Raw genomic sequence first — 20,325 nt, 5'->3', positions numbered from 1 at the left:
TCAGCCCTCCAGTTCGGTGGCGACCTGTTCCCTCACCCAGCGGGCCAGGGCGCCCAGGTTGGGTTGGGCTTCGCCCTTGTCTGATGGCCAGGCCCCGCTCAGGTCCAGGTAGGCCCAGCGGTCACGGCCGTCGGCATAGACGGCGGCCAGTTTTTCCTCGTGCCCGGCCAGCTCGGCCACGGAGAGGCTGCTCAGCGCTTGGTCACGGCCGGGCGCCACCGGCCTCTCGAAGGCGTTGGCCAGATTGAGCGGGCCGGCGTGGCGCAGGCAGACGCCGACGAAAGCCGGCAGGTTGTGGGCGGCGAAAGTGTTCTGCTTGCCGCTGGGGATGGCACGCACCTTGGCCTGGGTGAAGGCCTCCAGCGCTGCCAGGGTCAGCTCGCGGTCGCCCTGCAGGTTGTCCAGCAGCTTGTGGGCGTCCACCACCGCATAGCGGTAGAAGGTCGCCGAGTTGAACTCGACCTGGCCGATCATCCCGGCACCGGTCTCGTCCGGACCGCCCTCGTCATCCACTGCGGTGAAGTAGTCGAACTCGCGTTCGATGCGATGGGTACTGATGGCGTGCGCCACCTGGCAGGCGGCGTCCTGGTTCACTTCTGGCAGGTCGGCGAGCATGCGGCCGAACAGCGCCACATCCACCGCCTTGCCGCCATTGAGCAGGGCCTTGGCCTTCTTCACCACTTCGGCCGGCGCGCTGGCCTTGGCTTCCTTCTTGCCCTTCTTCTCGCCGCCGGCCGCTGGGCCGGCCAGTTCGTCCCAGTGCTGCTCGATCAGCTCGGCGAAACCGGCGATCTCGCCTTCGCCGAGGAACAATAGGTATTCGGTCTTGCCGTCCTCCTTGAGCTTGAGGCCGGCAGCGGCCAGAGCGGTTTCGATCCTGCTCCGGGCTTCCTGCGGATCGCGGTGGCTCAGGCGCTCCGACAGCAAACCCAGCAGCTTCTTGGTCCGCACGCCGCGATGCTCCGGTGCCACCAGCCCGTGCGCCTGCGCCGCCAGGCGGATCGCCCGCTTGAAGCACTGGCTGCTCACCCGCGCCCGGCGATAGCCGCCGAACAGGGCGTCCTTGGGCGCCCCGGTGTCGTCGCGGTTGAGATTGGACGGGGCGAAGTTCTGGATCAGGTGAAACTCGACGAACAGGGTCATGACATCCCTCTCATTGGCTAACTGCAGAATTGTCCGGCTCGGCGGCCAGGGCACCGTAGAAGTCCCGCGCCCAGCGCTGGCGGATGCGGTCGCGGATCTCCGGGTCCAGGCGCGGGTTCAGCCAGAAGCCGAGATCCCGGAGCAAGGCGGCGTAGTCCAAGCCGATATCGTCCGCCGCCAGCAGGCTGACTGCCTGGCGCAGGTACTCGGCCAGGTTCTCGGCATCGGCGCCTAGCAGGGCGATGAAGCGCTTTTCGATGCTGTCGCTGCCGCGCCGGCGCATCAGCTCGGCGAAACTCGCCGCCAGGCTGCGGGGTGCCGAATGCGGATGGCGGGCGAACAGCCCGGCGACCACATAGAGCGCCAGGCGTCGAGGGTCCTGGGCAGGACTGTCGGCCCGGACGAAGCGTTCGACATAGGGATAGGCCGGCGGATAAGCGCCCGGCGCGAAGCTCAGGCTGCGGCGCAACTCGGCCATGGCCGCCGGATTGCGCTCGTGCAGCCCGGCCAGGTGCGCAACGAAATCCTGCGCGAACTCGCTCATGCGTGAGCCTCCTTGGGTTTTTCCGGATTCGAAACGGCCGGCCGCAGCTCGCGCAACAGGGCACGGAAACGCGGCCAGGCGCGGGCCTCGGCGCGCAGCGCCAGCGGCGACTGGCCGAGCGTGCGGCGCAGGCCTTCCCAGCAACCTTCGGCCGCCTGCAGCAGGCAGTCCAACCAGTGGCGATGGGCGCCTTCCCCGTCGCCTTCGCCGATGAGCCGGAGCAGCATCGGCAGGCAACGTTCGGCGATGGCGAAAAAGGTGGCGGCCGAGGCGCCGGCCTCCAGCACGGCGCGGGCTCGGGCCCGGGTGTCCTTGCTGCGCGGGTCGGGCATGGTCTCGGCCAGCATGGTGGTGGCCAGGTTGCGGATCTGCTCGTGCAGCGCCTCGGCACGCCGCACCTCGCTGCGCAGGAAGCCGGCCAGGCCGGCATCGGCCAGCAGCACGGCCGGCAGGGCGATCTGTTCGCAACGCCAGCGCAGCAACTTGGCCTGATCGCTGGCGAGGCCGGCGACCAGTAGTGGCTGCTCCTCGTCGTACCGACCAAGCTGAGCGTTCAGGTTGGCCGCCCAGCCCAGGACCGCCGCCGGCTGGCAGGCCTTGCCCTCGGCATCCGGCACCAGGGCCGGCAGATCGCGCCAGAGCGCCCGTCCTTCGGTGAAGCTGAGCCGTACCAGGCTGTTGCTGCCGGCGCGGTAGCTGGCCATGGGATCGGGCGCATTGGGGTCGTCGCCCAGAGCGATCCCGGCTGCGAAGCGCAGCCATTGCACCTGCCCCGCCTCCGTCTCCAGCAGCAGGACCGCGCGACTCGGGCGGGTGTAGCGATCGTTGGCGCCGCTGGCCAGCGAGGGCTCGGCCAGAAGGTCCCGACGCTGCGCCGGTGCACGCTCCCAGGTGGGCAGATCGTCCTGATTCGAGGCTGGATGCAGGGCCAGACAGAGGGTCTGCTGCAGGGTGGCGCCGACCGGCAGTGCCGCCGCGCTGTTGGCCAGGGGGCCGGCCTTGTCAGAGTCGCGCAGGGCCTTGACCAGTCCGCCCGGGGTGAACTGCAGGAAGCCCAGCAGGGTGCGCAGGGCCTGGGCCGGCATTATCGGCGCAGGCAGCAGATCGCAGGAGTGGTCGAACACCACCGGGGCGTTGCCATTGGCGCTGGCCAGGGAAATCTGCGTCCAGGGCTTCTGCCTGTCGCGGGTTTCCTCGAGGGTGGCCAGAGCCGCCACCTGCATGAACGGCTGCTCGGGATGGAACAGCCAGAACCGCTCCCGCCAGTGCTCCAGGTAATCGCGCAGGGCATCCCGGGGCAGGCCCTCGCGATACCAGCGGGCGCGGTCCCTGTCCTTCCAGGGGCCGTGGGCCCAGGTCAGCGCGCGGTGGGTGATGGCCAGCAGTAGCCGGTATTCGGCAATCAGGCTCGGCGGCGCAGTTTCCGCCAGGGCATTGATCTCGCCGGCACGCTCGAAGAGTTCGAGCAGGCCGACATCGCAGACCCGGCCATCGGCGAAACGCACCGGCAGCCAGGAGGAATTAAGCAAATTGAAGCTAGGTATCATTTCCCTTCCCTTTGATCCTCACTACTAAGCTCAATCAGCACACGAAATTGCTTCGTCCTCCAAAGCACGCACAAAACCCCTACAGCTAACAGTGCCAACCAGAACTCAGGTTCCCTGCCATACCGAATTACGACATCAAGCAGCTCTACCAAACCATTCTCATCAGCCATGACCATGCCCCAGAAGCCTCAACTGGAGACATCGTAAAAGCGAAGAACAAAAAACACAAAGGCTAGATGTCTAATTTGAAAAAAGAGAATTATTTCTTGATAATGGCTCCCGCAATCACTCCCTGCTTCTGAAGGGATGAACCTGCTAGGTGTCTGATGCCCTAAGCTAGCTACACACTCTCCCCACATTCGTGGGGATGCCAAACAGGGGAAGACTCCTTCCCCTGCTCTTTAATCACCGACCAACCCAAGATCAGCATCTAAGCGAAGCTTTATTCCCTCCGACTCATAGAGCTCCCCCTCCAGCAGCAAAGGCTTGAGGTGGCGTAGCAGAGGGTGGCAGGTAAAGGCCGGCGGCGCTTCCTGTGCGACAAAGTGGGCGACCACATTCTTGCGGCCGAGCTTCAACTGGCGCCCATAGAGCTGACGGGCCAGGGCATCGGATAGCGGCTGCTGCGGATCGAATGGCTCCCCTTCCGGCCGGAGGCTCCAGCCGCCGGGCACCCGGTACACCGGCACCAGGGTGATGGCGTCGTCGCCCAGGCGCGTTCGGTTGGTCAGGCCCAGTCCTTCTCCCTCCTCGTTGCCACGCGGCTTGTCGAGATAGGCGTTCTGCGGTTCGTCGGCCGGGTCGATCGCGATGTTCACCGCTTGCTGCCACTCGGTATTGAAGCGGGCCCGGTGCATGCCATAAGCCTCCCCCTCGATATAGTCCCGTGCACTGACCTCCAGGTCGTCCGGCAACAGCGCGTCGCCATAGACCGCCTGCACCAGCCGGTCGATGTCCTGCGGCAGCTGCAGAGTCGTCTCACGGGACAGCAGGGCCCAGGTGCGCCCGAGGATGTAGGGCTCGTAGACGAATTCCCAGGCGGTTTTCTTCAGCTCGGGCAGGTGCTGCGGACTCAAGCCGGCCACGAACAGCCGCGCTTCGGCATGGGCCGGTGCCCTCACCCGCCGATGGCGGTGCAGGCGGCCAGCGCGCTGCAGGATCAAGTCGATCGGCGCCAGGTCGGTGATCAGGAAGTCGAAGTCGATGTCCAGGGATTGTTCGGCGACCTGGGTGGCGATCAGCAGTGCCCGGCCGGGACGCAGCCGGTCGGTGCCGCGGTTGCCGAAGACCTCCAGCACCTGCCGCTCCCGCTCGCTGCGCACATCGGCCGGGAAGCGGGCATGAAAGAGGATCAACTGCACGTCCCCCTCCAACAGCGGCTGCAACTGACGGTAGAGTTCCTGGGCCCGGTTCACCGTATTGACGATCAGCGCGCCATGGCCGCCGGCTTCAAGCAGGCGCCGGGCGCAGGCGGCCAGATCGGCCAGGTCCTCGCCGATGCTTTCCAGAGAGATCGGCGGCAACGGTCGGGAGGCGAAGGTCGCGCCGCGCAGGCCCTGGCCGTCCGCCAGCAGTAGGCGCGGATAGGGCAGCACCGGCACCTCGTCCAGCGGCACGTCCCAGGCCTGCAGCAGGGCGTTTCGGCGCTGCTCGGGCAGGGTCGCGCTCATCAGCACTACGGAGGAGCCCAGCGCCTTGAGCCAGCGCAGCAGGGATTCGATCAGACCGCTGGTGTAGGTGTCGTAGGCATGCACCTCGTCCAGCACCACCACCCGGTTGGCCAGGCCCCACAGCCGGACGAAGTGGTGCTTGACGTTCAGCGCGGCGAACAGTGCCTGGTCGACGGTGCCGACACCGTAGGGCGAGAGCAAAGGACGGCGGCGCTGGGAGAACCAGGCAGCCGAGCCGACGCTGTCGTCCGTCTCGCCATGGATGCCGCTCAGGCGCTGCACCCGTTCGTCCAGCAGGGTACCGCCGTGCACCAGCTGGATGTCCAGCGGCTGGCGATCCAGCGGCTGGCGGTCGTTGAACGCCTGCAGGAAGGTCAGTGCCCGGTCGAACAGGGCATTGCCGGTCGCCTGGGTCGGCAGCGCGACATACAGGCCCCGATGACGGTTGGCCGCCTGCAGGCGCAGATGGGCGAGAAAGGCCAGTTCGGTCTTGCCCTCCCCCATCGGTGCCTCGACCAGCAGCAGGGACGGCCCCCTCGCATCGGCCAGCAAGCGGTCGCCCTCGGCCTGCAGCGGCCGGGCGGCCATACCCTCACGCCTGACGATGCCGCTGATCAGGTCGTCCGTAGACGTCGCCTCCTGCAGCAGGGCGCGATAGGGCGTCCAGCCGATCTCCCGCAGGGCCCGGGCGGCCAGCTCCTTCGCCCGCTGGTAGTGCTCGGACAGAGAATCCGCCCGCTCGCCCAGGGGAAACCAGTCGGGATTGGAGCCGATCCAGTCGGCCACGCTGGTCAGCCCAGCCAGCCACTCCACCGCCGCCAGCGGCAGTTCCCCGGCCTCGGGTACGCCTTGAGGGGCCAGGGTCTGCCAGTAACTGTCGAACAACGCCTCGCGCGCCCGGGCCCAGGCCGGCCCCTCGAACGCCGGCCTGGCCGCGTTGATTTCCGGGCGATGGGGGTTGTAGCCGTGATGCGCGCCGATCGCCTGCAGCACGCCCAGCACCCAGCCCGGTTCGGCACCCTGTGCCGGCAGATGCTGCCAGAGCAGGGCCGCGCTGGCGCAGGCATGATCGGTCACATGCAGGGAAGTCTCGGCGAAGCCCAGGCCATTCGCCTCGTCCTGTTCCCGCCCCCCTTGCCACTTGGCCTGAAAACCGGGAATGGCCTTGCCGAAGTCGTGCAGGCCCACCAGTGCGGCGGCATGACGGGAAAACGCGGACTCGGGCAGTCCGAATTGCGCAGCGAAATGTTCGAGCGTGCTCGGCGGCTCATGCCCGAGGATTACCTCGGCCGCGGCAGCCACGTCCAGCATGTGCGCCAGCAAGCCATGGCCCTGGAGCTCGCCGCTCTTGGCCCAGAGGGCACGACTGGCGGCGGGGAGTTCGGAAAAGCGTGTCGTGGTCATCCTTGCCAGATCTCCTTGAGGGCAAATAGCCATCAATGCGAAGACCCAAGCTAACCACAAGGCCGGTTGGCGGCAAAAGGCTGGTTTTAAAAACAGGTAAACAAATGCAGCAGATCAACCTAGGGCTGCATCCTGCGAGCTGCCGCTACAGGGGCAGTACAGCTTCATGCCGGTCAGAAACATGCGTGATTTGTAGACATGACCCGGCAGCGACTCCGGACAGGCAAGGCCCTGCCGGCTCATCGCCGAAGCCCCAACACACCCCGGAAACGAAAAAGGCCCGCATCGCTGCGGGCCTTGATCTGATTGGTGCCGGTGAAAGGAATCGAACCCTCGACCTTCTCATTACGAATGAGCTGCTCTACCGACTGAGCTACACCGGCGGAAAACGCCGCACATTATTCTGATTCGGCCGCTCAAGCTCAAGCCCTAGCGTCAGGAAACCGACAATTTTCCGCATTCGCTGCGTCGCGGGGCGGTTTTGGCGGCGCTTCAGGCCGCCTTTTCGGCTAGTTCCGCCGGCCGCCGATGGCGTAGCGGCCGGGGCCGGTGACGGCGAGGAGCAGCAGGCCGCCGATGATGGAGAGGTTCTTGTAGAACTGGACCAGGTTGGCGGCGCGCTCCGCACCTTCGAGCATCCAGAAGCGGTGGCCGAGGAGCGCGGTGCCGAGGACGAACAGGGCGAAGAGCAGCGCCAGGGGGCGGGTGAGGATGCCGGCCACCAGGGCCAGCGCGACCAGCACTTCCATGACCAGCGCGATCACGGTCGCCAGCACGGGCAGCGGCGCGCCCTGGGAGGCCATGTAGGCGACCGTCCCGGAGAAATCGGTCAGCTTGCCCCAGCCGGAGATCAGGAACAGCCCCATCAGCAGCAGGCGCGCCAGCAGGATCAGCGCGTCCCTCCAGCGGTCGATCGGATCGTTCGGCATGCTCGCGGCTCCCTGTGCGTTGGCTTCCCTGCACTGAGTCTAGCCGCAGGCAGGGAGCCCGGCAGGGTCCGTCAGCGCAGCTGGATGCGGTCGTCGTGGATCTCGATCAGGTGTGAGGAGGTGTTAGGTATGGCACAGGGAGGGAACGCCGCCGGAAGAAGCCGGATAATGCCGGAAGATTTCGGGGGAGCCAGGCGCGGCGCGGCTTTGCGGGATAACGGGCGCGCTGGCTTGGACCTTGATCAGTGCCAAAACAGGCGCAACGCCAAAACGCGCTGTTTCCCCCTACCTCTAACAAAGGGCTCGCTTTCTCGCGGTCATTTTGGCATCGACTGAATAGATTCGCAGATGCTTTGGCACTGGATCAAACCATCCAAGATGCGGCCCAGACGACACGGCCGATGATGGTCAACTCACTTAGGCGCTCTTTTGGGACCGCCATGGTCTGGTAAGCCTTGTTCTGGCTAATGATGCTCACCGAGCCATCGAACTGTCGCTGCAGGCGCTTGGCGTAAAGGTGATCATCCAGGCGGATGACATAAACCGCCTCGCCTTCTAGGTTATTGCGGCGATGATCAATTAGCACTGTATCGCCATCCTTCAGCAAACCCTCCATGGAGTCCCCATCCACTCGGATCGCTGATAGATGAGCCGGCTCCAACCCTTTCTTGCGCAGGCTGTAGCGGGTAAACGCCAGATGCGTCAGCACTCTGCAGCCCTCATTCCAGGAGCCATGGCCTGCGCTGCAGCTGGCGTCATAGAGCGGGATGTAAGCGTACTTGTCTGATTCGTCCTCCAGCCCTTTCTCCTCATGCCCAAAGGCCAACCATATCGCCGAGACACCATTCGCTGTAGCTATCTGCTCAAGCCTATCCAGCGTCGGATAGGTATCACCACTCAGATAACTGCGTATAGCACCCTCAGACAGACCGCAACCACGCGCAAAAGCGCGCGCACCTACCGTTCCCATGATTTGCTTGAGTCGGTCCCGGAAGCATCCGATTGCTCCTGAAGGAATCGGATGCTCTGAGTCTTGAGCATCCGTTTTATCCGATTCCACATAACTCATTGATTTATCTCGCTTTTCTTATAAAAGCGCGCCACCTGCTCAGAAAAAAGATTCGGATGCGCGTTTATCTGTTTGCATTGCTCTTTTTTCCGCGTTAGGCTCTGTTTCGTTGGACACGTTAGCAAGCCTAAAAAAACCACCCTGCCAGGTGGTTGAAATGGACCCCACACATGAGCAGAACCGATATCCCGACCGACCCAGCAATCCGCTGGGAGTGGATCAAATACCAGCTCCGCAGCTGCAGCACATCCCTGGCGCAGTTGGCACGCGAGCAGAGCGTCTCTGACGCTGCGGTGAAAAACGTCAAACGTGTGCCGTACCCGCGCATGGAGCGCGCCATTGCCGACGCCCTTGGGCTTGAGCCCATCGATCTATGGCCAGAACGCTGGAATGCCGATGGCACTCCTCAGCGGCAGCGGCCAAACCGTACCGAAAGCACTGCGGCGAAGGCGCAAGAGCATACAGCAGCCCCTAAGCCAAAACACGCTAGAAACCGCGTTGAGGGCTGAGAACAATGCGCAATTGGTATACAGCTCAAGAGCTGGCTGGGCTGCCTGGGCTACCTGGAACGGCCAGAAATGTAAAAGCAATGGCAGAGCGCCAAGGTTGGGAAGGCCAGCGACGCCTCGGCTCCAAGGCCATCGAGTACGCCTTCGCCGTCCTGCCCGCGGAAACCCAGGCCGCCCTGATTGCCGCCCAGGTCAATCAGTCGCAGTCGACCGAGCCGCCGCAGCCCGAGCAACTGGCCAATGCCCTACCCACTATTGCACAGCGTGACGCTGTTCCGGCGTCACGCTTGACCGACGATCAACGCTCGGTGATGACCGCACGCCTGGCCTTCGTTCGGGAAATCGAACGGATGAGCCATGTGATCACTCAGCAGCGCGCCATCGAAACCCTGGTCGAGCTGGCCCGCACGGGCGAGCTGAGCCCCTATCTGGCCGGACTGCTGGAGCGTGCCAACGACCGCAAGACTGCCGACCGGACCCTGAGCGAGCGCACCCTCAAGCGCTGGCTATCCGACTATCGCCATCACGGCGAGACTGGCCTGGCGCCGGCCCGGCGCAAGCAGGATACCAGCGTGCCGAACTGGGCTACCGACTTCCTGCTCTGCTACCAGCGGCCGACCAAGCCGAGCGTCGAGGCTGCCTATGCCGAGTTCGCCGCGAAGTATCCGGCCGAGCGGCCGAGCATTCATGCCGTGCGCCGCTTCCTCAACAAGCTGAGCCCGGAGGCCCGCGAGCGGGGCCGCTATAGCCCGCAGGAATTGAAAGCCTTCCAGGCATTCCGCCGGCGCACCACCAAGCCCCTGTGGCCGGGCGATGTGTATACCGCCGACGGCCATAAGTTCGACGCCGAAGTGCTGAATCCGCGCACCGGCAAGCCGTACCGGCCAGAAGTCACCACCGTCCTGGACGTGGCGACCCGGCGCGTGCTGGGCATCTCGGTCGGCGAGGCCGAGAACACCATCTTCGTGCTCGATGCCCTGGCCGATGCCATCCGCCGCGGCGGCATGTTCGCCATCTTCTACGTGGACAACGGCTCCGGCTTCGCCAACGACATGGTGCGCGAGGTGGTCGACCGCCTGGGCGGCACCATGACCCATGCCCTGCCCTACAACTCCCAGGCCCGCGGGCTGATCGAGCGGGCGCACCAGACCATCTGGGTCAATGCAGCGAAGAAGCTGCCCAGCTACATCGGTGCCGACATGGACAAGCACGCCGGTACCGCCGTGCACCGCATCAGCCGCAAGCAGCTGCGCGAGGCCGGCAAGACGGCGCTGATCCCGACCTTCGCCGAGTTCATGGCCGGGGTGGAGTTCGAGATCGAGAGCTACAACAACCGGCCTCACCGGGGCCTGGCCAAGATCCGCGACACGCAGACCGGCAAGCTCCGCCCCATGAGCCCGATGGAGGCCTGGGAAGCCGCCCGCGCCGAAGGCTGGGAGCCGCTGCTGGCGCCGGCCGAACTGGTCGACGACCTGCTCCGCCCGCAGATCGTGCGCAAGACCACCCGCGGCGAGATTGCCTGGGCCGGCCAGCGCTACTTCCTGAAGGACCTGGTCGCCCTGCATGGCGAGGAAGTGCGCATCGCCTACGACGTGCGCGATGCCTCCCGCGTCTGGGTCCGCACCCTGGACGGGGAGCTGCTGGGCGAGGCCCTGCTCGACGGCAACGCCAGCGACTACATGCCGAAGTCGCTGATCGAGCAGGCCTACGAGAAGCGCGAGCAGGGCCAGTTCAAGCGGGCCCTAGACAAGGTCGAGACCCTGACCGGCCAGCGTGTCGAGCTGATCGCCCCGACCAGCGCTCCCTCCGCGCAACTGACCGACGAGCAGCTGGCGGCTGCCCGCCGGCACGCGGCCGCACAGATCGAACAGGAGAGCAGTTTCCAGCTGCCGGGGGACAGCGTGGCCCGGTATCGCCTCTGGAAACAGCTGGAGGCCCGGGTACAGGCCGGCGAGGTACTGACAGAACACGAGGCGCGCTGGCATGGGCATTACCCGAGCCGCAGCGAATTCGCCTCGATGAAGGAATTGTTTGACGCGGCCCCGTTGCAGCGGGACCGCGCGTGACGCAACCGGCCTCGCAGGAGAGGCCAACAGGAGAGTCGTAATGAGTGTAACCAAAATCGTACCGCTGACGAATGTCGGCCTGCTAACCAGCGCCATCGAGCGCACCCAGGCCCGCCCGGTCGGACTGCCGGGGCTGGTCACCATGTACGGTGCCAGCGGGCTGGGCAAATCGGTCGGCGCCGCCTGGGCCGCCAACCGCTACCGCGCCTACTACGTGGAGTGCCGCGACACCTGGACCCGCAAGGCCTTCCTGACCGCGGTGCTGCGCGAGATGGCGATCCTGCCCGGCGGCAACCTGTCGGCGATGGTCGATCAGGTCGCCGAGCAGCTGTCGCGCAGCGGCCGTCCGCTGATCGTCGACGATGTGCAGTACCTGCTGGACAAGGCGGCGGCCAACGTCCTGACCGACCTCTACAACGCCAGCCAGGGCACCATCGTGCTGATCGGCGAGGAGCGCGTACCGGCCAGCCTGGCCAAGCTGGAGCGCCTGCACAACCGCGTTCTGGAATGGGTGCCGGCCCAGGCCGCAACCCTCGAAGACATTCAAACGCTGGCCCGGACCAGCTATCCGGAACTGAGCCTCTCCGACGACCTGCTGGACGACCTGCGAGCAGCGGTGAACGGCTGCCTGCGCCGGGTGGCGGTGAACCTCTACCGCATCCAGGGCGAGGCCGAAGCCGTCGGTATCGACACGCTGGATCTGGCCCAGTGGAAAAAACTCGGTCGCGCCTGGTTCACCGGCGAAGCTCCTGCTCGGAAGCGTGGCTAATGAGTCGCGGACGTAGGCCGATCAATCTGGAAATGAAAGGCCTCAAAGACAATCGGCAGCGGGTATGGGAAGTCCTGCGCGCCGAACGTGATGGCATAACCGGCACTGAGATTGCTGAACGTGCCGAAGTCGAAATTAGCACCGTCCGCCTTTATCTACGGTCCCTGCAGCGCGCCGGCTACATCGAGCCGGTGGTGCAGGCGGGACTATTCGAGGTCAGACCTTGGCGTCTGATCAAAGATTGCGGTGCCGAAGCTCCTGCGCTGACACGTGACGGCAAGCCGAGCACACGAGGTCGTGTCAATGAAGCCATGTGGCGCAGCCTGCGCATCCTAGGCGAAGTCTCCGCCGAGGAGCTGGCACAGCAAGCCTCCGTGGCGGCCCCGGCATCCTTCTGGACAGCACACAACTACCTGCGCTGGCTGCACTGGGCCGGCTATGTGGTGATCAGCGTGCCGTCGACAATCGGCCGCAAAGGCAGTCGCCCCCGTTACAGCCTGATCCCAGGCAAATATACCGGCCCCAAGCCCCCGATGGTGCAGCGCAACGGCCAGTTGTACGACCCCAACCTGGGCGCGGTCGTGTACGTCCACAAGCCCGCCGCGCAGGAGGCTGCCCAAGCATGAGTACTAATAGCGAACGCCTTGCCGCCTGGGGTGCCGAGCCGCCGCTCTGGGTGCGCCTGCTGGATGCAGAGGTGGCCCGCAGCAACATGACCGCCGCCGCCAAGCGCATAGGCATGAACCGCGCCACCGTCAGCACCGCGCTGCGCAACTGCTATCCCGCAGCCAGCACTGCCGGGGTTGAGCGTCGAGTGATGGACGCACTGGGTCATCTCCCCTGCCCCGCCCTGGAAGCAACCATCACCATCGTTCAGTGCCAAAACTTCCGCGAAAAGCCGGCGCCAACCCATAACCCAACCGCCATGCAGCACTGGAAGGCCTGCCAGCACTGCCAGCACAACCCGAACTGCAGCCGCAGGGGGAAGCCTTATGCCTGCCACTGAACCGCATGTACCGCTCAAGGTACTCAGCCCGGAGTTCGCCTCCAACCTGCGGGCCTTCAATGGCGCCGCGCGGACTCTGCAGCGCATGGGCATCCGCCTGCTCCAGTTCGATCTGACGGGCAACCGCCTGGTAATCGCCGACCCTGCCGATGGTCGCCGCCTCATCGAGCAGCGCCTCACCGAAGGATTCCAGCGCACGGACAGCGCCGGCAGCACCCTGTACCGCGTCCAGTTCCAGGGCGTAACCCTGGAATGGCGCGAACCGATCAGCTATGCCCGGCCCGCCGAGTGGGCCGCCCCGACTGTCCACTGAGGTAGCAGTAATGACCGCACAACCATCCATCCCCGCCGGTTTCCGCCAAGACGCCCAGGGCCGCCTGGTGCACGAGAACCAGATCAAGCCCGTCGACAAGCTACGCGACGAGTTGGTCCTCTCCCTGGTCGAGCGCGCCCGCACCACCAGCGCCACCCTGGCCCAGTTCAAGGCCACCGCCTTCGGCGAGATCGAGGCGTTCATCGACCTCTCTGCTCAGGAATACGGCGCCAAGCGCGGCGGCAAGAAGGGCAACGTCTCGCTGACCAGCTTCGACGGCCGCTACAAGATCCAGCGCGCCATCCAGGAATCGCTGGTCTTCGACGAGCGCCTGCAGGCCGCCCGCGCCCTGATCGACGAATGCCTGCAGGAGTGGACCGCCGATGCCCGCCCCGAGCTGGCCACGCTGGTCAACGACGCCTTCCGCGTCGATACCAAGGGCGAGATCCGCACCGCCCGCGTACTGGCCCTGCGCCGGCTGGAGATCGCCGACGAGCGTTGGCAGCAGGCCATGCGCGCCATCGGCGAAGCCTGCCAGGTGGTCGGCTCCAGGTCCTACATTCGCGTCTACGAGCGGGTCGGAGACACCGACCAATACCAGCCCATCAGCCTCGATATCGCGGGGGTATGAGATGACCTACGTCGACATCAACGTCCGCCAATCCACAGGCACTTACCTGGCCAGCTGCCCCGGCCAGAAGCTGCGGGCCAGTTGCACCATCGGGCCGGAGCCGGCTGCCCAGCGCCTGGCCGAGAAGCTGCACCCAGAGGCCACCATCGAGCGCGTCGAGTGCCTGAAAGCCGCCAGCGCTACCGAGACCGGCGTCTACCGCTGCCACCTGAACTTCAAAAAGGAGGCCTGAGCATGGCCAAGATCGTGATCACCCTGGAAGACACCGGCGACAGCTTCTCCGTCTCCATGGACATGGGCGAGGCTCCGGCGAACCTGTTCGGCTCGCCGAAGCTGACTCCTGCCGTGTGCGTGTCCCAGCAACTGTTCGACATCGCCACCGAGAGCGCCAAGCACGGCACCTTCCCGCGTCACCGCGTGCAGCCGACCAATACCACCGTCCACTAAGCGAAACCGTCCCGGGCAACCGGGGCGGTCTGCCCAGCGTGGTGGCTGGGTACTGACGAGCAGCCGATATGAGTGAATCCCAGGCCGAGCGCATCCGCCGGCAAAACAAGGACCGCCAGCAGGCCAAACGCGACCGCGAGCGCGAACACCGCAAGGCTGTGGGCGCCGAGACCTTCAAGATGGAAATGTACGCCGGCACCCGCCGCGACCTGGAATGCATCCAGCAGGTGGGCGGCTATATGGAGATCGAGGAAGGCCTGACCCTGGCCGTCCGCTACATGGCCGGCCTGGCCCGCCGCGATCCGGAGGCCTTTCGCCAGGCCATGGACCCGAGGCGCCCCCTATGAGCATGAGCAGCCCGCGCCTGTCGATCCGCCGTATTGAGTGGTACGGCCCGGAAAAACGCTGTCCCAAATGCAACGAGTGGTGGCCGGAAGACGCCGAGTTCTTTTACCCGCGCAGCGCCACTCGGTTCGACAGCTGGTGCCGTGCCTGCATCAATGAGCGCCGCCAGCAGTCCAGGAGGAAAGCATGAGCAGCCTGGCCAAGATCCACATCGCCAAGGCCCAGTTGGGCCTCGACGACGATACCTACCGCGCCCTGCTGGCCCGCGTGGCCGGGGTGCGCTCGGCCAAGGAGCTGAGCCCCCGGCAGATCGGCGCCGTACTGGCCGAGTTCGAGCGTCTCGGCTGGAAGCCGGCGCCGCCGAAGAAGGCCGGGCGCAAGGTGCCCAAACCCGCGCCAGATCGGCAGAAGCTGCTGGGCAAGATCGAGGCGTTTCTTGCCGAGGCCAACCGCCCGTGGGCCTACGTTGATGGCATGGCGCTACGTATGTTCCAGGTCGAACGGGTAGAATGGTGCGATTCAGAGCAGCTCGGGCGCCTTATCGCCGCCTTGGGCTACGACGCCAAGCGCCATGGGAGACCTACCTAATGCAGTCACTCGATCAGGTAAAGGGGTTGCTGCCCAAGCAACTGCTGGAAATAGCCGAAGCTATCGGCCTGCCGGCCGCCCAACGCCTGGTCGACGAACTGGGCGGTACTACCTGGCCGGTGGCCAAGGGCGTGCGTCGCCTCGGCGTGATCCGCCACGCCGCCCTGGTCGAGGTGATTGGCGAGCGCGCCGCCAATATCATGGCCGAACGCTGGGCCAACGTCCCCCTGTACATTCCCAAGTGCGATACCGCGCTGCGCCGCATACGCGATCTGGAGATCAACCGCCAGTACGTGCAGGGCTGCCGAGAGGGCATCAGCGCCAATACCCTGGTGGCCGAGCTGGCCCGAAGCTACAAGCTCAGCGATCGCCGGATCTGGGAGATCCTCAAGCAGCCAGATGAGATGCCTATGAACAACCATGACTTGTTCCAATAGTGGCATTTTGTCTTTACGCAACCTACGGCACGCAGTAAAAAAGAAACCCCGCCTATAAGCGGGGTTTTCTTTATGACAAGGAGTTTCTAATGGGTAACACCATTATCACGGCGATAGTCGCACTATCCGCCGTATGGGTTTATGTCGACGCTACCAACCACAAGATTGGGAAGACTCCGGGAGGCGGCTTCTTCAATCTATCGGCAGGCGCCTGGGGCGTACTGATGCTGCTGTTATGGATAGTGGCATTCCCTTCCTATTTGATAAAGCGTGGCAGCTTGATCGAAAAGGCTGCGCATAGCCCTATTGAGGCAAATGGCCGCAGTACGAAAATAGCCATTCTGGCTGTAATTGGAGCTGTATTTACTGCATTCACCTACATCGGTGCTATCGCATCTGAATTGCCGAGCTGCGACAGCTCAGACTCCAAGAAGCTTGTCGGCCAGATCATCGAGAGCATGCCAGCTGTGCAAATCGCAGGAATCAAATTTGTTAGCCTGAAGGACATCGAAGAGCAAGGCTTCAATCAGGAGGCTCAAATTCGTTCGTGCCATGGAACACTAGTGACCACTCAGGGCGAGAATGAACTCCAGTACTCCATAAAATGGAGTAATCAACAGAAGGGCGAGTTCTACATAGAAGCTCAACTTCAGTAATTTTCTCCTCCCCAAGCCCCGCACTACGTGGGGCTTTCTGCTTCTACTGAACCCCCTCCGTATCCTCTGAATACCCTCTGCCGCCGACCATGGCGGCATGAACGCTCAAGCCTCCCACTCGCCCCTGTACACCCCGCGCGACTATGCCGCGGCCATCCTGGCCGAGGTGTCGCGCGAGCGCCGCAACCAGTTGCTGGAGGCCTGCCCCGAACCCTGGCGGCCCCTGGTGCGCGAGCACGTGGAAACCGCCTTCGCCCGCATCGCAGCTTACCGCCAGCACAAGGCCACGCGGGCCAAGGCGGCCAAGGAACCGCCTGTTCCAGCCCCGCGCCGGGATGACACTAGCTTCCGCATCTCCGACTTCACCCAATCCAGCCCGGAGGTCGGTCGCGCGCGCCTGGCCGAACTGCGGGCCATTCTCGGCCACAAGGAGCACCGCGCATGACCCTGTCCGGCAATCCGCCCCGCGGCATTCGCAACCATAACCCCGGCAACATCGAACGAAGCCGCACCCGCTGGCAGGGCATGTCGCCCGACCAGTCGGGAGATCCGCGCTTCATCGTCTTCAGCCACCCGGTATGGGGCGTGCGGGCCATCGCCCGCACGCTGATCACCTACCAGGACGACCGCCACGCCAAGGATGGCAGCCGCATCGACAGCGTGCGCGAACTGATCGAGCGCTGGGCGCCGGCCCACGAGAACGACACCGACAGCTATGCCAAACGGGTCGCCAAGGCGCTCGGCATCGGCCTGGACCAGGAGTCGGTCGACGTGTACGACTACGCCACTATGCGTGCCCTGGTCACGGCCATCATCGGCCATGAGAACGGCGCGGGCCCGCTACCCGGTGGCGCCTGGTACGACGAGAAGCTGATCGCCGACGGACTGTCCCTGGCCGGCATCCTCCCGGGGGTGGTGCATGGCTGAACGCAAGCGCTGGATGAAGTCCAAGACCCTCTGGATCAACGCCTTCGCCGCCGCCCTAGTCGCTCTTGAGGCCGGTACCGGCCAGTTGCAGCCGCACCTGCCGGTCAACCTCTATACCGCCGTGGCCGTCGGCCTGCCGGTGATCAACGCCGTGCTGCGGGTGCTGACCACCCAGGGGGTGTGCCGATGATCAGCACGATTCTGGCCCTGGTCTCTGCGCTGTTCGGCTCGACCTCCGCCGGCACGTCCTCATCCCCGGTAGCAGCCGGGGGAAAAGCCCTGCTGAAAGCCGTTCTACCGTCAGGGCTCGCCCTCGGCGTGATCGCCTGTGTCCTCTGCGCCGGCGGTGGCTACTGGCTTGGCTACCGCTACGCCTATGCCTGGGGCAGCGCCGAGCTGGAAAAGCTCAAGGAGACCCATGCCGAGCAGAGCCGCCAGGCTGCCGAGGCCAACGGGCTGCAACTGCAGCAGCAAGTCACCCGTGCCAACCAGGCCGAGCAGTTGCTGCTGAACGACCACGACCTTCATGCCCAGGAAGGCCAGCCCATTGAGGAGCGCATTCCCGATGTCGTCACCGTCTACCGTCCGGCTCGCGCCGTTGCGCCTGAGCCTATCCCTCGCTGCGTGTTCACTGTTGGCTGGCTGCGCGACTACAACGCCGCCCTCGGCGTGCCCGGAGCCGCTGTCGGCCCCGTTACCGGCCCTGCTGGCACAGCCCCCTGGGCCGCCCCCGGCACTGACGCCGAACTACTGGAAAGCGGCGTCACCCCGGCGGACATCCTCGCCCACGCCAAAGACTACGGAATCTGGGCCAAAGACCTCGCCAGCCAGGTAACGGCCCTGCAGGCCGCCCAGGAGGCCCAATGACCCTGGAAATGGATATCGGACAACTGATCGGCTGGGCGACTGGCCTGATGGGGCTGTTCGTCGGCGCGGTCACCGGCCTGGTCAAGCTGCTGCTCAACCAGTTCGAGACCCGGCTGGGCGAGCGCTTCGAAACCTTGGACAAGGCCAGCGAGGCCGCCAGCCAGCACTGGGAGCAGAGCTTCGCCAAGCTGGTACAGCGCCAGGACAAGGACGCCGATGCCCTGCAGCAGCTGGAAAAGTCCTTTCTGCGCTTCCAGGCCGAACTGCCGGTCAGCTACGTGCGCCGTGAGGACTACGTGCGCAACCAGACGGTGATCGAGGCCAAGCTCGACGCTCTCGCCTCCAAACTCGAAATCATCCAGATCAACGGAGCCCGACATGATTGATTCCGCCAAGGCACGCCGCGAGTCGATGCGCTGGTACATCCTGCTGACCCTGAACAACGCCCGCCCTGTCGATCCCCATGAAGCCGTGGTGCTCTCCACCCTGCAGGGCATCTACCCGGACGCCACCGCCCTGGAGCTGCGCCGTGAGCTGGACTACTTGGCCGACCGCAGCCTGGTCACCCTCAACAAGCAGCCGTCCGGCCCGTGGATCGCCGGCCTGACCCACTACGGCGTAGACATCGCCGAGTACACCGTCGACTGCCGCCCGGGCATCGCCCGCCCCGAAAAGTACTGGAGCGCCTGACATGCCGCCGCGCAGTAAGGTGGTTAGCCTGCCGGCTGAGGTGAAGGCCTGGCTCGACCAGGCGCTGGTCGAGAATAACTTCAGCGGTTACGAGGCCCTGTCCGCCGAGCTGGCCGGGCGCGGTTTCAACATCGGCAAGAGCGCCCTGCATAGCTACGGGCAGAACTTCGAGGAACGCCTGTCTGCCCTGCGCCTAGCCAGCGAGCAGGCCCGCGCCGTGGTCGCCGCCGCGCCGGACGAGGAAGGCGCAGTCAACGAGGCGCTGATGCGCCTGGTGCAGGAGCACCTGTTCAAGCTGTTGATGACCGATGGCGAGCAGATCGACCTGCCTAAGGTCGCCAAGGCCGTGGCCGAACTGGGCAAGGCCAGCGTGGTGCAGAAGAAGTGGCAGGCCGAGATGCGGTCGAAAGCAGAAGCCGCGGCCAGCCAGGTGGAGAAGATCGCCAAGAAGGGCGGCCTGGATGCCGCCACTGTGGCCGAGATCCGCCGGGAGATTCTGGGGGTAGCGTGGTGACATAGCCCAAGCCGGATAGGCGCATCAGCCCAACCCACCGCTAACGACCGTTAGCGCTCCCCAGCCACTTCGAGCTATATGGCCGCTTCAGGCCGGGAGCGAATGTTCAAGGTATGCACTTCCTATCCATACTCATCCCTTTTTGGATGCTGGAGGCGGCAGAATTGCGCTAGTGACCGAATTGGCCAAGCCCCGGCACAGGCGGTGGCATGACATGAATCCAGCATCCTGGGCTTTCGCTATCGAAGAAGTCCACATGGACTGGGCCCAAGTCTTCCTGGATAGTTTGGTATGCACGGTTGCAATAGGTCTGATCGCTACGAAAAACGGAAACCGCGACCCGTTGAATACCGGTTCCACGCATCTGCTTCAGCAGATGCCGATCATGCTGACCTATCCCCCAGCCGTACAGCGTCAGCGCTAGTCGTTGCGACCTGAGCACTTCCCTGTACACCGTAGAGAGGTAATAGCTGTTTCGGATCGAGTACACCTTCTGCCACATCGTCCCTTCACTGACGAACAGCGGAACGACTCGCTCGCTACGCCACTCCCGAAGGATTTCCTCCAGCAAGCCTGCTCCGATAGTGTGAATTTTGCGTTCCTGCTCCAAGGCGTTTCGACACAAGGCTAAGCTCCCATGGGGGTAGAACACCAGGGTGTTAGCTTGCTCCCTATGTTGCTCCCGGTATTTGCTCCAGTTGTCGCTGAATCTACCGTGCCAAAGGAAGCAATCCTTGAACATATGGCCATCCGCGACATTCAACCCGTAGGTCATAGTCCAGTAGACCAACAAATCGTAGTTCAGCGACAGTACCGTATCGAACCCCTTTAGGAATCGGTACATGCTGGGCAATCGGTCACTCACTGCATTGTATTCAGGATGCACATCACGAACGGCCTGGATCAGGCATTCTCTGACGTTAACGTAGGCTCGGTATGTTCGGGTGTCTAGTATCTGCAGTGATCGGTTAACCTTGGATGCCTGCCAGACCAAGCGCAGGACCAGCTCAAAGTCCACCGTTCTAAAGGAATTGAAGAGAAGATTTACATCATCTACGAGCAAATCTTCTTGCAGGGCGTAATTCAGCAATGAATCGTAGCCGAAGCTCGGCGATACAGCGATGCTAGCTCCATTGCCCAGAACGATCGTGCCTTGATGATAGTTCCCGGCAATCTGTGCCCACTGCATAATGGGGTACGGCATATCTGATCCCTCATATTTTTCGCTGCATGACGATCCCTCCAAAGGGTTGC

At 64.3% G+C, this 20,325-nt stretch carries 28 protein-coding genes, 1 tRNA gene and 1 other RNA gene; 22 read left to right on the top strand and 8 right to left on the bottom strand.

All coding sequences use genetic code 11. The features are described 5' to 3' along the window. The 7 genes from cas7e to ACFOJE_RS19465 all read right to left on the bottom strand — a co-directional run bounded on the left by cas7e (position 1) and on the right by ACFOJE_RS19465 (position 8,306). Positions 1-1,143, bottom strand: a complete 1,143-nt coding sequence (gene cas7e / locus ACFOJE_RS19495) for a type I-E CRISPR-associated protein Cas7/Cse4/CasC (protein WP_377816548.1) — start codon at positions 1,141-1,143, stop codon at positions 1-3. A 10-nt stretch (positions 1,144-1,153) separates the two neighbouring features. After that, complete coding sequence (gene casB / locus ACFOJE_RS19490) at positions 1,154-1,687, bottom strand: type I-E CRISPR-associated protein Cse2/CasB (RefSeq protein ID WP_377816546.1); 534 nt, start codon at positions 1,685-1,687, stop codon at positions 1,154-1,156. After that, complete coding sequence (gene casA / locus ACFOJE_RS19485) at positions 1,684-3,234, bottom strand: type I-E CRISPR-associated protein Cse1/CasA (protein ID WP_377816544.1); 1,551 nt, start codon at positions 3,232-3,234, stop codon at positions 1,684-1,686. The genes casB and casA overlap by 4 nt, the downstream gene beginning before the upstream one ends. A gap of 401 nt (positions 3,235-3,635) precedes the next feature. Further along, a complete protein-coding gene (gene cas3 / locus ACFOJE_RS19480) occupies positions 3,636-6,308 on the bottom strand; it encodes a CRISPR-associated helicase Cas3' (protein ID WP_377816543.1) in 2,673 nt (890 codons plus the stop codon). Positions 6,309-6,615: 307 nt separating this feature from the next. Then, a tRNA-Thr gene (locus tag ACFOJE_RS19475) sits at positions 6,616-6,691 on the bottom strand. A gap of 126 nt (positions 6,692-6,817) precedes the next feature. Next, complete coding sequence (locus tag ACFOJE_RS19470) at positions 6,818-7,237, bottom strand: DoxX family protein (RefSeq protein WP_377816542.1); 420 nt, start codon at positions 7,235-7,237, stop codon at positions 6,818-6,820. Between the two features lie 364 nt (positions 7,238-7,601). Further along, positions 7,602-8,306 carry an XRE family transcriptional regulator gene (locus ACFOJE_RS19465; protein ID WP_377816541.1) on the bottom strand — a complete coding sequence of 235 codons (705 nt, stop codon included), beginning with the start codon at positions 8,304-8,306 and terminating at the stop codon, positions 7,602-7,604. A gap of 170 nt (positions 8,307-8,476) precedes the next feature. Here ACFOJE_RS19465 and ACFOJE_RS19460 point away from each other — a divergent pair, with 170 nt between their 5' ends. From ACFOJE_RS19460 to ACFOJE_RS19355, 22 genes are all read left to right on the top strand, one after another. After that, positions 8,477-8,815 carry a helix-turn-helix domain-containing protein gene (locus tag ACFOJE_RS19460; RefSeq protein ID WP_377816539.1) on the top strand — a complete coding sequence of 113 codons (339 nt, stop codon included), beginning with the start codon at positions 8,477-8,479 and terminating at the stop codon, positions 8,813-8,815. A gap of 5 nt (positions 8,816-8,820) precedes the next feature. After that, on the top strand, positions 8,821-10,881 hold the full coding sequence (locus ACFOJE_RS19455) for a DNA-binding protein (RefSeq protein ID WP_377816537.1): 2,061 nt from the start codon (positions 8,821-8,823) through the stop codon (positions 10,879-10,881). 40 nt (positions 10,882-10,921) lie between these two features. Continuing rightward, positions 10,922-11,650 carry an AAA family ATPase gene (locus ACFOJE_RS19450; protein ID WP_377816535.1) on the top strand — a complete coding sequence of 243 codons (729 nt, stop codon included), beginning with the start codon at positions 10,922-10,924 and terminating at the stop codon, positions 11,648-11,650. 32 nt (positions 11,651-11,682) lie between these two features. After that, the gene (locus ACFOJE_RS19445) at positions 11,683-12,276 is read left to right on the top strand and encodes a helix-turn-helix domain-containing protein (RefSeq protein WP_377816533.1); all 594 of its coding nucleotides are present in this window, start codon (positions 11,683-11,685) and stop codon (positions 12,274-12,276) included. Next, positions 12,273-12,656, top strand: coding sequence for a hypothetical protein (locus ACFOJE_RS19440; RefSeq protein ID WP_377816531.1), 384 nt, complete (start codon positions 12,273-12,275; stop codon positions 12,654-12,656). Before ACFOJE_RS19445 ends, ACFOJE_RS19440 begins: the two co-directional genes overlap by 4 nt. After that, positions 12,643-12,969: a hypothetical protein gene (locus tag ACFOJE_RS19435; protein WP_377816529.1), complete on the top strand. Its 327-nt coding sequence runs from the start codon at positions 12,643-12,645 to the stop codon at positions 12,967-12,969. The genes ACFOJE_RS19440 and ACFOJE_RS19435 overlap by 14 nt, the downstream gene beginning before the upstream one ends. Positions 12,970-12,979: 10 nt before the next feature. Next, positions 12,980-13,600, top strand: coding sequence for a DUF3164 family protein (locus ACFOJE_RS19430; RefSeq protein WP_377816528.1), 621 nt, complete (start codon positions 12,980-12,982; stop codon positions 13,598-13,600). Between the two features lies 1 nt (position 13,601). Then, a complete protein-coding gene (locus tag ACFOJE_RS19425; protein WP_377816526.1) occupies positions 13,602-13,832 on the top strand; it encodes a hypothetical protein in 231 nt (76 codons plus the stop codon). A 2-nt stretch (positions 13,833-13,834) separates the two neighbouring features. Continuing rightward, a complete protein-coding gene (locus ACFOJE_RS19420) occupies positions 13,835-14,047 on the top strand; it encodes a hypothetical protein (protein ID WP_377816524.1) in 213 nt (70 codons plus the stop codon). Next, positions 14,046-14,116: hammerhead ribozyme type II (locus tag ACFOJE_RS19415), an RNA gene on the top strand. Before ACFOJE_RS19420 ends, ACFOJE_RS19415 begins: the two co-directional genes overlap by 2 nt. Beyond that, positions 14,116-14,394 carry a hypothetical protein gene (locus ACFOJE_RS19410; protein WP_377816523.1) on the top strand — a complete coding sequence of 93 codons (279 nt, stop codon included), beginning with the start codon at positions 14,116-14,118 and terminating at the stop codon, positions 14,392-14,394. Before ACFOJE_RS19415 ends, ACFOJE_RS19410 begins: the two co-directional genes overlap by 1 nt. Further along, entirely contained in the window at positions 14,391-14,582 is a 192-nt protein-coding gene (locus tag ACFOJE_RS19405; protein ID WP_377816522.1) for a hypothetical protein, read from the top strand. The genes ACFOJE_RS19410 and ACFOJE_RS19405 overlap by 4 nt, the downstream gene beginning before the upstream one ends. Further along, positions 14,579-14,980, top strand: a complete 402-nt coding sequence (locus tag ACFOJE_RS19400; protein ID WP_377816520.1) for a gp16 family protein — start codon at positions 14,579-14,581, stop codon at positions 14,978-14,980. Before ACFOJE_RS19405 ends, ACFOJE_RS19400 begins: the two co-directional genes overlap by 4 nt. Next, positions 14,980-15,417 carry a Mor transcription activator family protein gene (locus ACFOJE_RS19395; RefSeq protein WP_377816518.1) on the top strand — a complete coding sequence of 146 codons (438 nt, stop codon included), beginning with the start codon at positions 14,980-14,982 and terminating at the stop codon, positions 15,415-15,417. The genes ACFOJE_RS19400 and ACFOJE_RS19395 overlap by 1 nt, the downstream gene beginning before the upstream one ends. Positions 15,418-15,506: 89 nt before the next feature. Continuing rightward, entirely contained in the window at positions 15,507-16,073 is a 567-nt protein-coding gene (locus ACFOJE_RS19390; protein WP_377816516.1) for a hypothetical protein, read from the top strand. Between the two features lie 97 nt (positions 16,074-16,170). Further along, on the top strand, positions 16,171-16,518 hold the full coding sequence (locus ACFOJE_RS19385) for a hypothetical protein (protein ID WP_377816514.1): 348 nt from the start codon (positions 16,171-16,173) through the stop codon (positions 16,516-16,518). Further along, on the top strand, positions 16,515-17,000 hold the full coding sequence (locus ACFOJE_RS19380) for a structural protein (protein ID WP_377816513.1): 486 nt from the start codon (positions 16,515-16,517) through the stop codon (positions 16,998-17,000). Before ACFOJE_RS19385 ends, ACFOJE_RS19380 begins: the two co-directional genes overlap by 4 nt. Next, the gene (locus tag ACFOJE_RS19375) at positions 16,993-17,190 is read left to right on the top strand and encodes a hypothetical protein (RefSeq protein ID WP_377816511.1); all 198 of its coding nucleotides are present in this window, start codon (positions 16,993-16,995) and stop codon (positions 17,188-17,190) included. Before ACFOJE_RS19380 ends, ACFOJE_RS19375 begins: the two co-directional genes overlap by 8 nt. Next, the gene (locus tag ACFOJE_RS19370; protein ID WP_377816509.1) at positions 17,187-17,867 is read left to right on the top strand and encodes a lysis protein; all 681 of its coding nucleotides are present in this window, start codon (positions 17,187-17,189) and stop codon (positions 17,865-17,867) included. Before ACFOJE_RS19375 ends, ACFOJE_RS19370 begins: the two co-directional genes overlap by 4 nt. Then, entirely contained in the window at positions 17,864-18,253 is a 390-nt protein-coding gene (locus tag ACFOJE_RS19365; protein ID WP_377816507.1) for a hypothetical protein, read from the top strand. Before ACFOJE_RS19370 ends, ACFOJE_RS19365 begins: the two co-directional genes overlap by 4 nt. Next, entirely contained in the window at positions 18,246-18,557 is a 312-nt protein-coding gene (locus ACFOJE_RS19360) for a hypothetical protein (RefSeq protein ID WP_377816505.1), read from the top strand. The genes ACFOJE_RS19365 and ACFOJE_RS19360 overlap by 8 nt, the downstream gene beginning before the upstream one ends. A gap of 1 nt (position 18,558) precedes the next feature. Continuing rightward, positions 18,559-19,071, top strand: coding sequence for a DUF3486 family protein (locus tag ACFOJE_RS19355; RefSeq protein ID WP_377816504.1), 513 nt, complete (start codon positions 18,559-18,561; stop codon positions 19,069-19,071). Positions 19,072-19,240: 169 nt separating this feature from the next. Here ACFOJE_RS19355 and ACFOJE_RS19350 read toward each other — a convergent pair whose 3' ends face one another. Beyond that, the gene (locus ACFOJE_RS19350) at positions 19,241-20,275 is read right to left on the bottom strand and encodes a DUF4917 family protein (protein ID WP_377816502.1); all 1,035 of its coding nucleotides are present in this window, start codon (positions 20,273-20,275) and stop codon (positions 19,241-19,243) included. Positions 20,276-20,325 lie beyond the last annotated feature (50 nt).

Source organism: Azotobacter bryophylli (assembly GCF_042643485.1).
Taxonomy (GTDB): Bacteria; Pseudomonadota; Gammaproteobacteria; order Pseudomonadales; family Pseudomonadaceae; genus Azotobacter; species Azotobacter bryophylli.
The sequence above is the reverse complement of the archived record's forward strand: the minus strand, read 5'-3'. Positions and strand labels throughout refer to the sequence as shown.

Bases quoted from the DNA above. Each gene is read 5' to 3' on its own strand.
- cas7e (WP_377816548.1), bottom strand. From the start codon at position 1,143: ATGACCCTGTTCGTCGAGTTTCACCTGATCCAGAACTTCGCCCCGTCC.
- casB (WP_377816546.1), bottom strand. From the start codon at position 1,687: ATGAGCGAGTTCGCGCAGGATTTCGTTGCGCACCTGGCCGGGCTGCAC.
- casA (WP_377816544.1), bottom strand. From the start codon at position 3,234: ATGATACCTAGCTTCAATTTGCTTAATTCCTCCTGGCTGCCGGTGCGT.
- cas3 (WP_377816543.1), bottom strand. From the start codon at position 6,308: ATGACCACGACACGCTTTTCCGAACTCCCCGCCGCCAGTCGTGCCCTC.
- ACFOJE_RS19470 (WP_377816542.1), bottom strand. From the start codon at position 7,237: ATGCCGAACGATCCGATCGACCGCTGGAGGGACGCGCTGATCCTGCTG.
- ACFOJE_RS19465 (WP_377816541.1), bottom strand. From the start codon at position 8,306: ATGAGTTATGTGGAATCGGATAAAACGGATGCTCAAGACTCAGAGCAT.
- ACFOJE_RS19460 (WP_377816539.1), top strand. From the start codon at position 8,477: ATGAGCAGAACCGATATCCCGACCGACCCAGCAATCCGCTGGGAGTGG.
- ACFOJE_RS19455 (WP_377816537.1), top strand. From the start codon at position 8,821: ATGCGCAATTGGTATACAGCTCAAGAGCTGGCTGGGCTGCCTGGGCTA.
- ACFOJE_RS19450 (WP_377816535.1), top strand. From the start codon at position 10,922: ATGAGTGTAACCAAAATCGTACCGCTGACGAATGTCGGCCTGCTAACC.
- ACFOJE_RS19445 (WP_377816533.1), top strand. From the start codon at position 11,683: ATGAAAGGCCTCAAAGACAATCGGCAGCGGGTATGGGAAGTCCTGCGC.
- ACFOJE_RS19440 (WP_377816531.1), top strand. From the start codon at position 12,273: ATGAGTACTAATAGCGAACGCCTTGCCGCCTGGGGTGCCGAGCCGCCG.
- ACFOJE_RS19435 (WP_377816529.1), top strand. From the start codon at position 12,643: ATGCCTGCCACTGAACCGCATGTACCGCTCAAGGTACTCAGCCCGGAG.
- ACFOJE_RS19430 (WP_377816528.1), top strand. From the start codon at position 12,980: ATGACCGCACAACCATCCATCCCCGCCGGTTTCCGCCAAGACGCCCAG.
- ACFOJE_RS19425 (WP_377816526.1), top strand. From the start codon at position 13,602: ATGACCTACGTCGACATCAACGTCCGCCAATCCACAGGCACTTACCTG.
- ACFOJE_RS19420 (WP_377816524.1), top strand. From the start codon at position 13,835: ATGGCCAAGATCGTGATCACCCTGGAAGACACCGGCGACAGCTTCTCC.
- ACFOJE_RS19410 (WP_377816523.1), top strand. From the start codon at position 14,116: ATGAGTGAATCCCAGGCCGAGCGCATCCGCCGGCAAAACAAGGACCGC.
- ACFOJE_RS19405 (WP_377816522.1), top strand. From the start codon at position 14,391: ATGAGCATGAGCAGCCCGCGCCTGTCGATCCGCCGTATTGAGTGGTAC.
- ACFOJE_RS19400 (WP_377816520.1), top strand. From the start codon at position 14,579: ATGAGCAGCCTGGCCAAGATCCACATCGCCAAGGCCCAGTTGGGCCTC.
- ACFOJE_RS19395 (WP_377816518.1), top strand. From the start codon at position 14,980: ATGCAGTCACTCGATCAGGTAAAGGGGTTGCTGCCCAAGCAACTGCTG.
- ACFOJE_RS19390 (WP_377816516.1), top strand. From the start codon at position 15,507: ATGGGTAACACCATTATCACGGCGATAGTCGCACTATCCGCCGTATGG.
- ACFOJE_RS19385 (WP_377816514.1), top strand. From the start codon at position 16,171: ATGAACGCTCAAGCCTCCCACTCGCCCCTGTACACCCCGCGCGACTAT.
- ACFOJE_RS19380 (WP_377816513.1), top strand. From the start codon at position 16,515: ATGACCCTGTCCGGCAATCCGCCCCGCGGCATTCGCAACCATAACCCC.
- ACFOJE_RS19375 (WP_377816511.1), top strand. From the start codon at position 16,993: ATGGCTGAACGCAAGCGCTGGATGAAGTCCAAGACCCTCTGGATCAAC.
- ACFOJE_RS19370 (WP_377816509.1), top strand. From the start codon at position 17,187: ATGATCAGCACGATTCTGGCCCTGGTCTCTGCGCTGTTCGGCTCGACC.
- ACFOJE_RS19365 (WP_377816507.1), top strand. From the start codon at position 17,864: ATGACCCTGGAAATGGATATCGGACAACTGATCGGCTGGGCGACTGGC.
- ACFOJE_RS19360 (WP_377816505.1), top strand. From the start codon at position 18,246: ATGATTGATTCCGCCAAGGCACGCCGCGAGTCGATGCGCTGGTACATC.
- ACFOJE_RS19355 (WP_377816504.1), top strand. From the start codon at position 18,559: ATGCCGCCGCGCAGTAAGGTGGTTAGCCTGCCGGCTGAGGTGAAGGCC.
- ACFOJE_RS19350 (WP_377816502.1), bottom strand. From the start codon at position 20,275: ATGCCGTACCCCATTATGCAGTGGGCACAGATTGCCGGGAACTATCAT.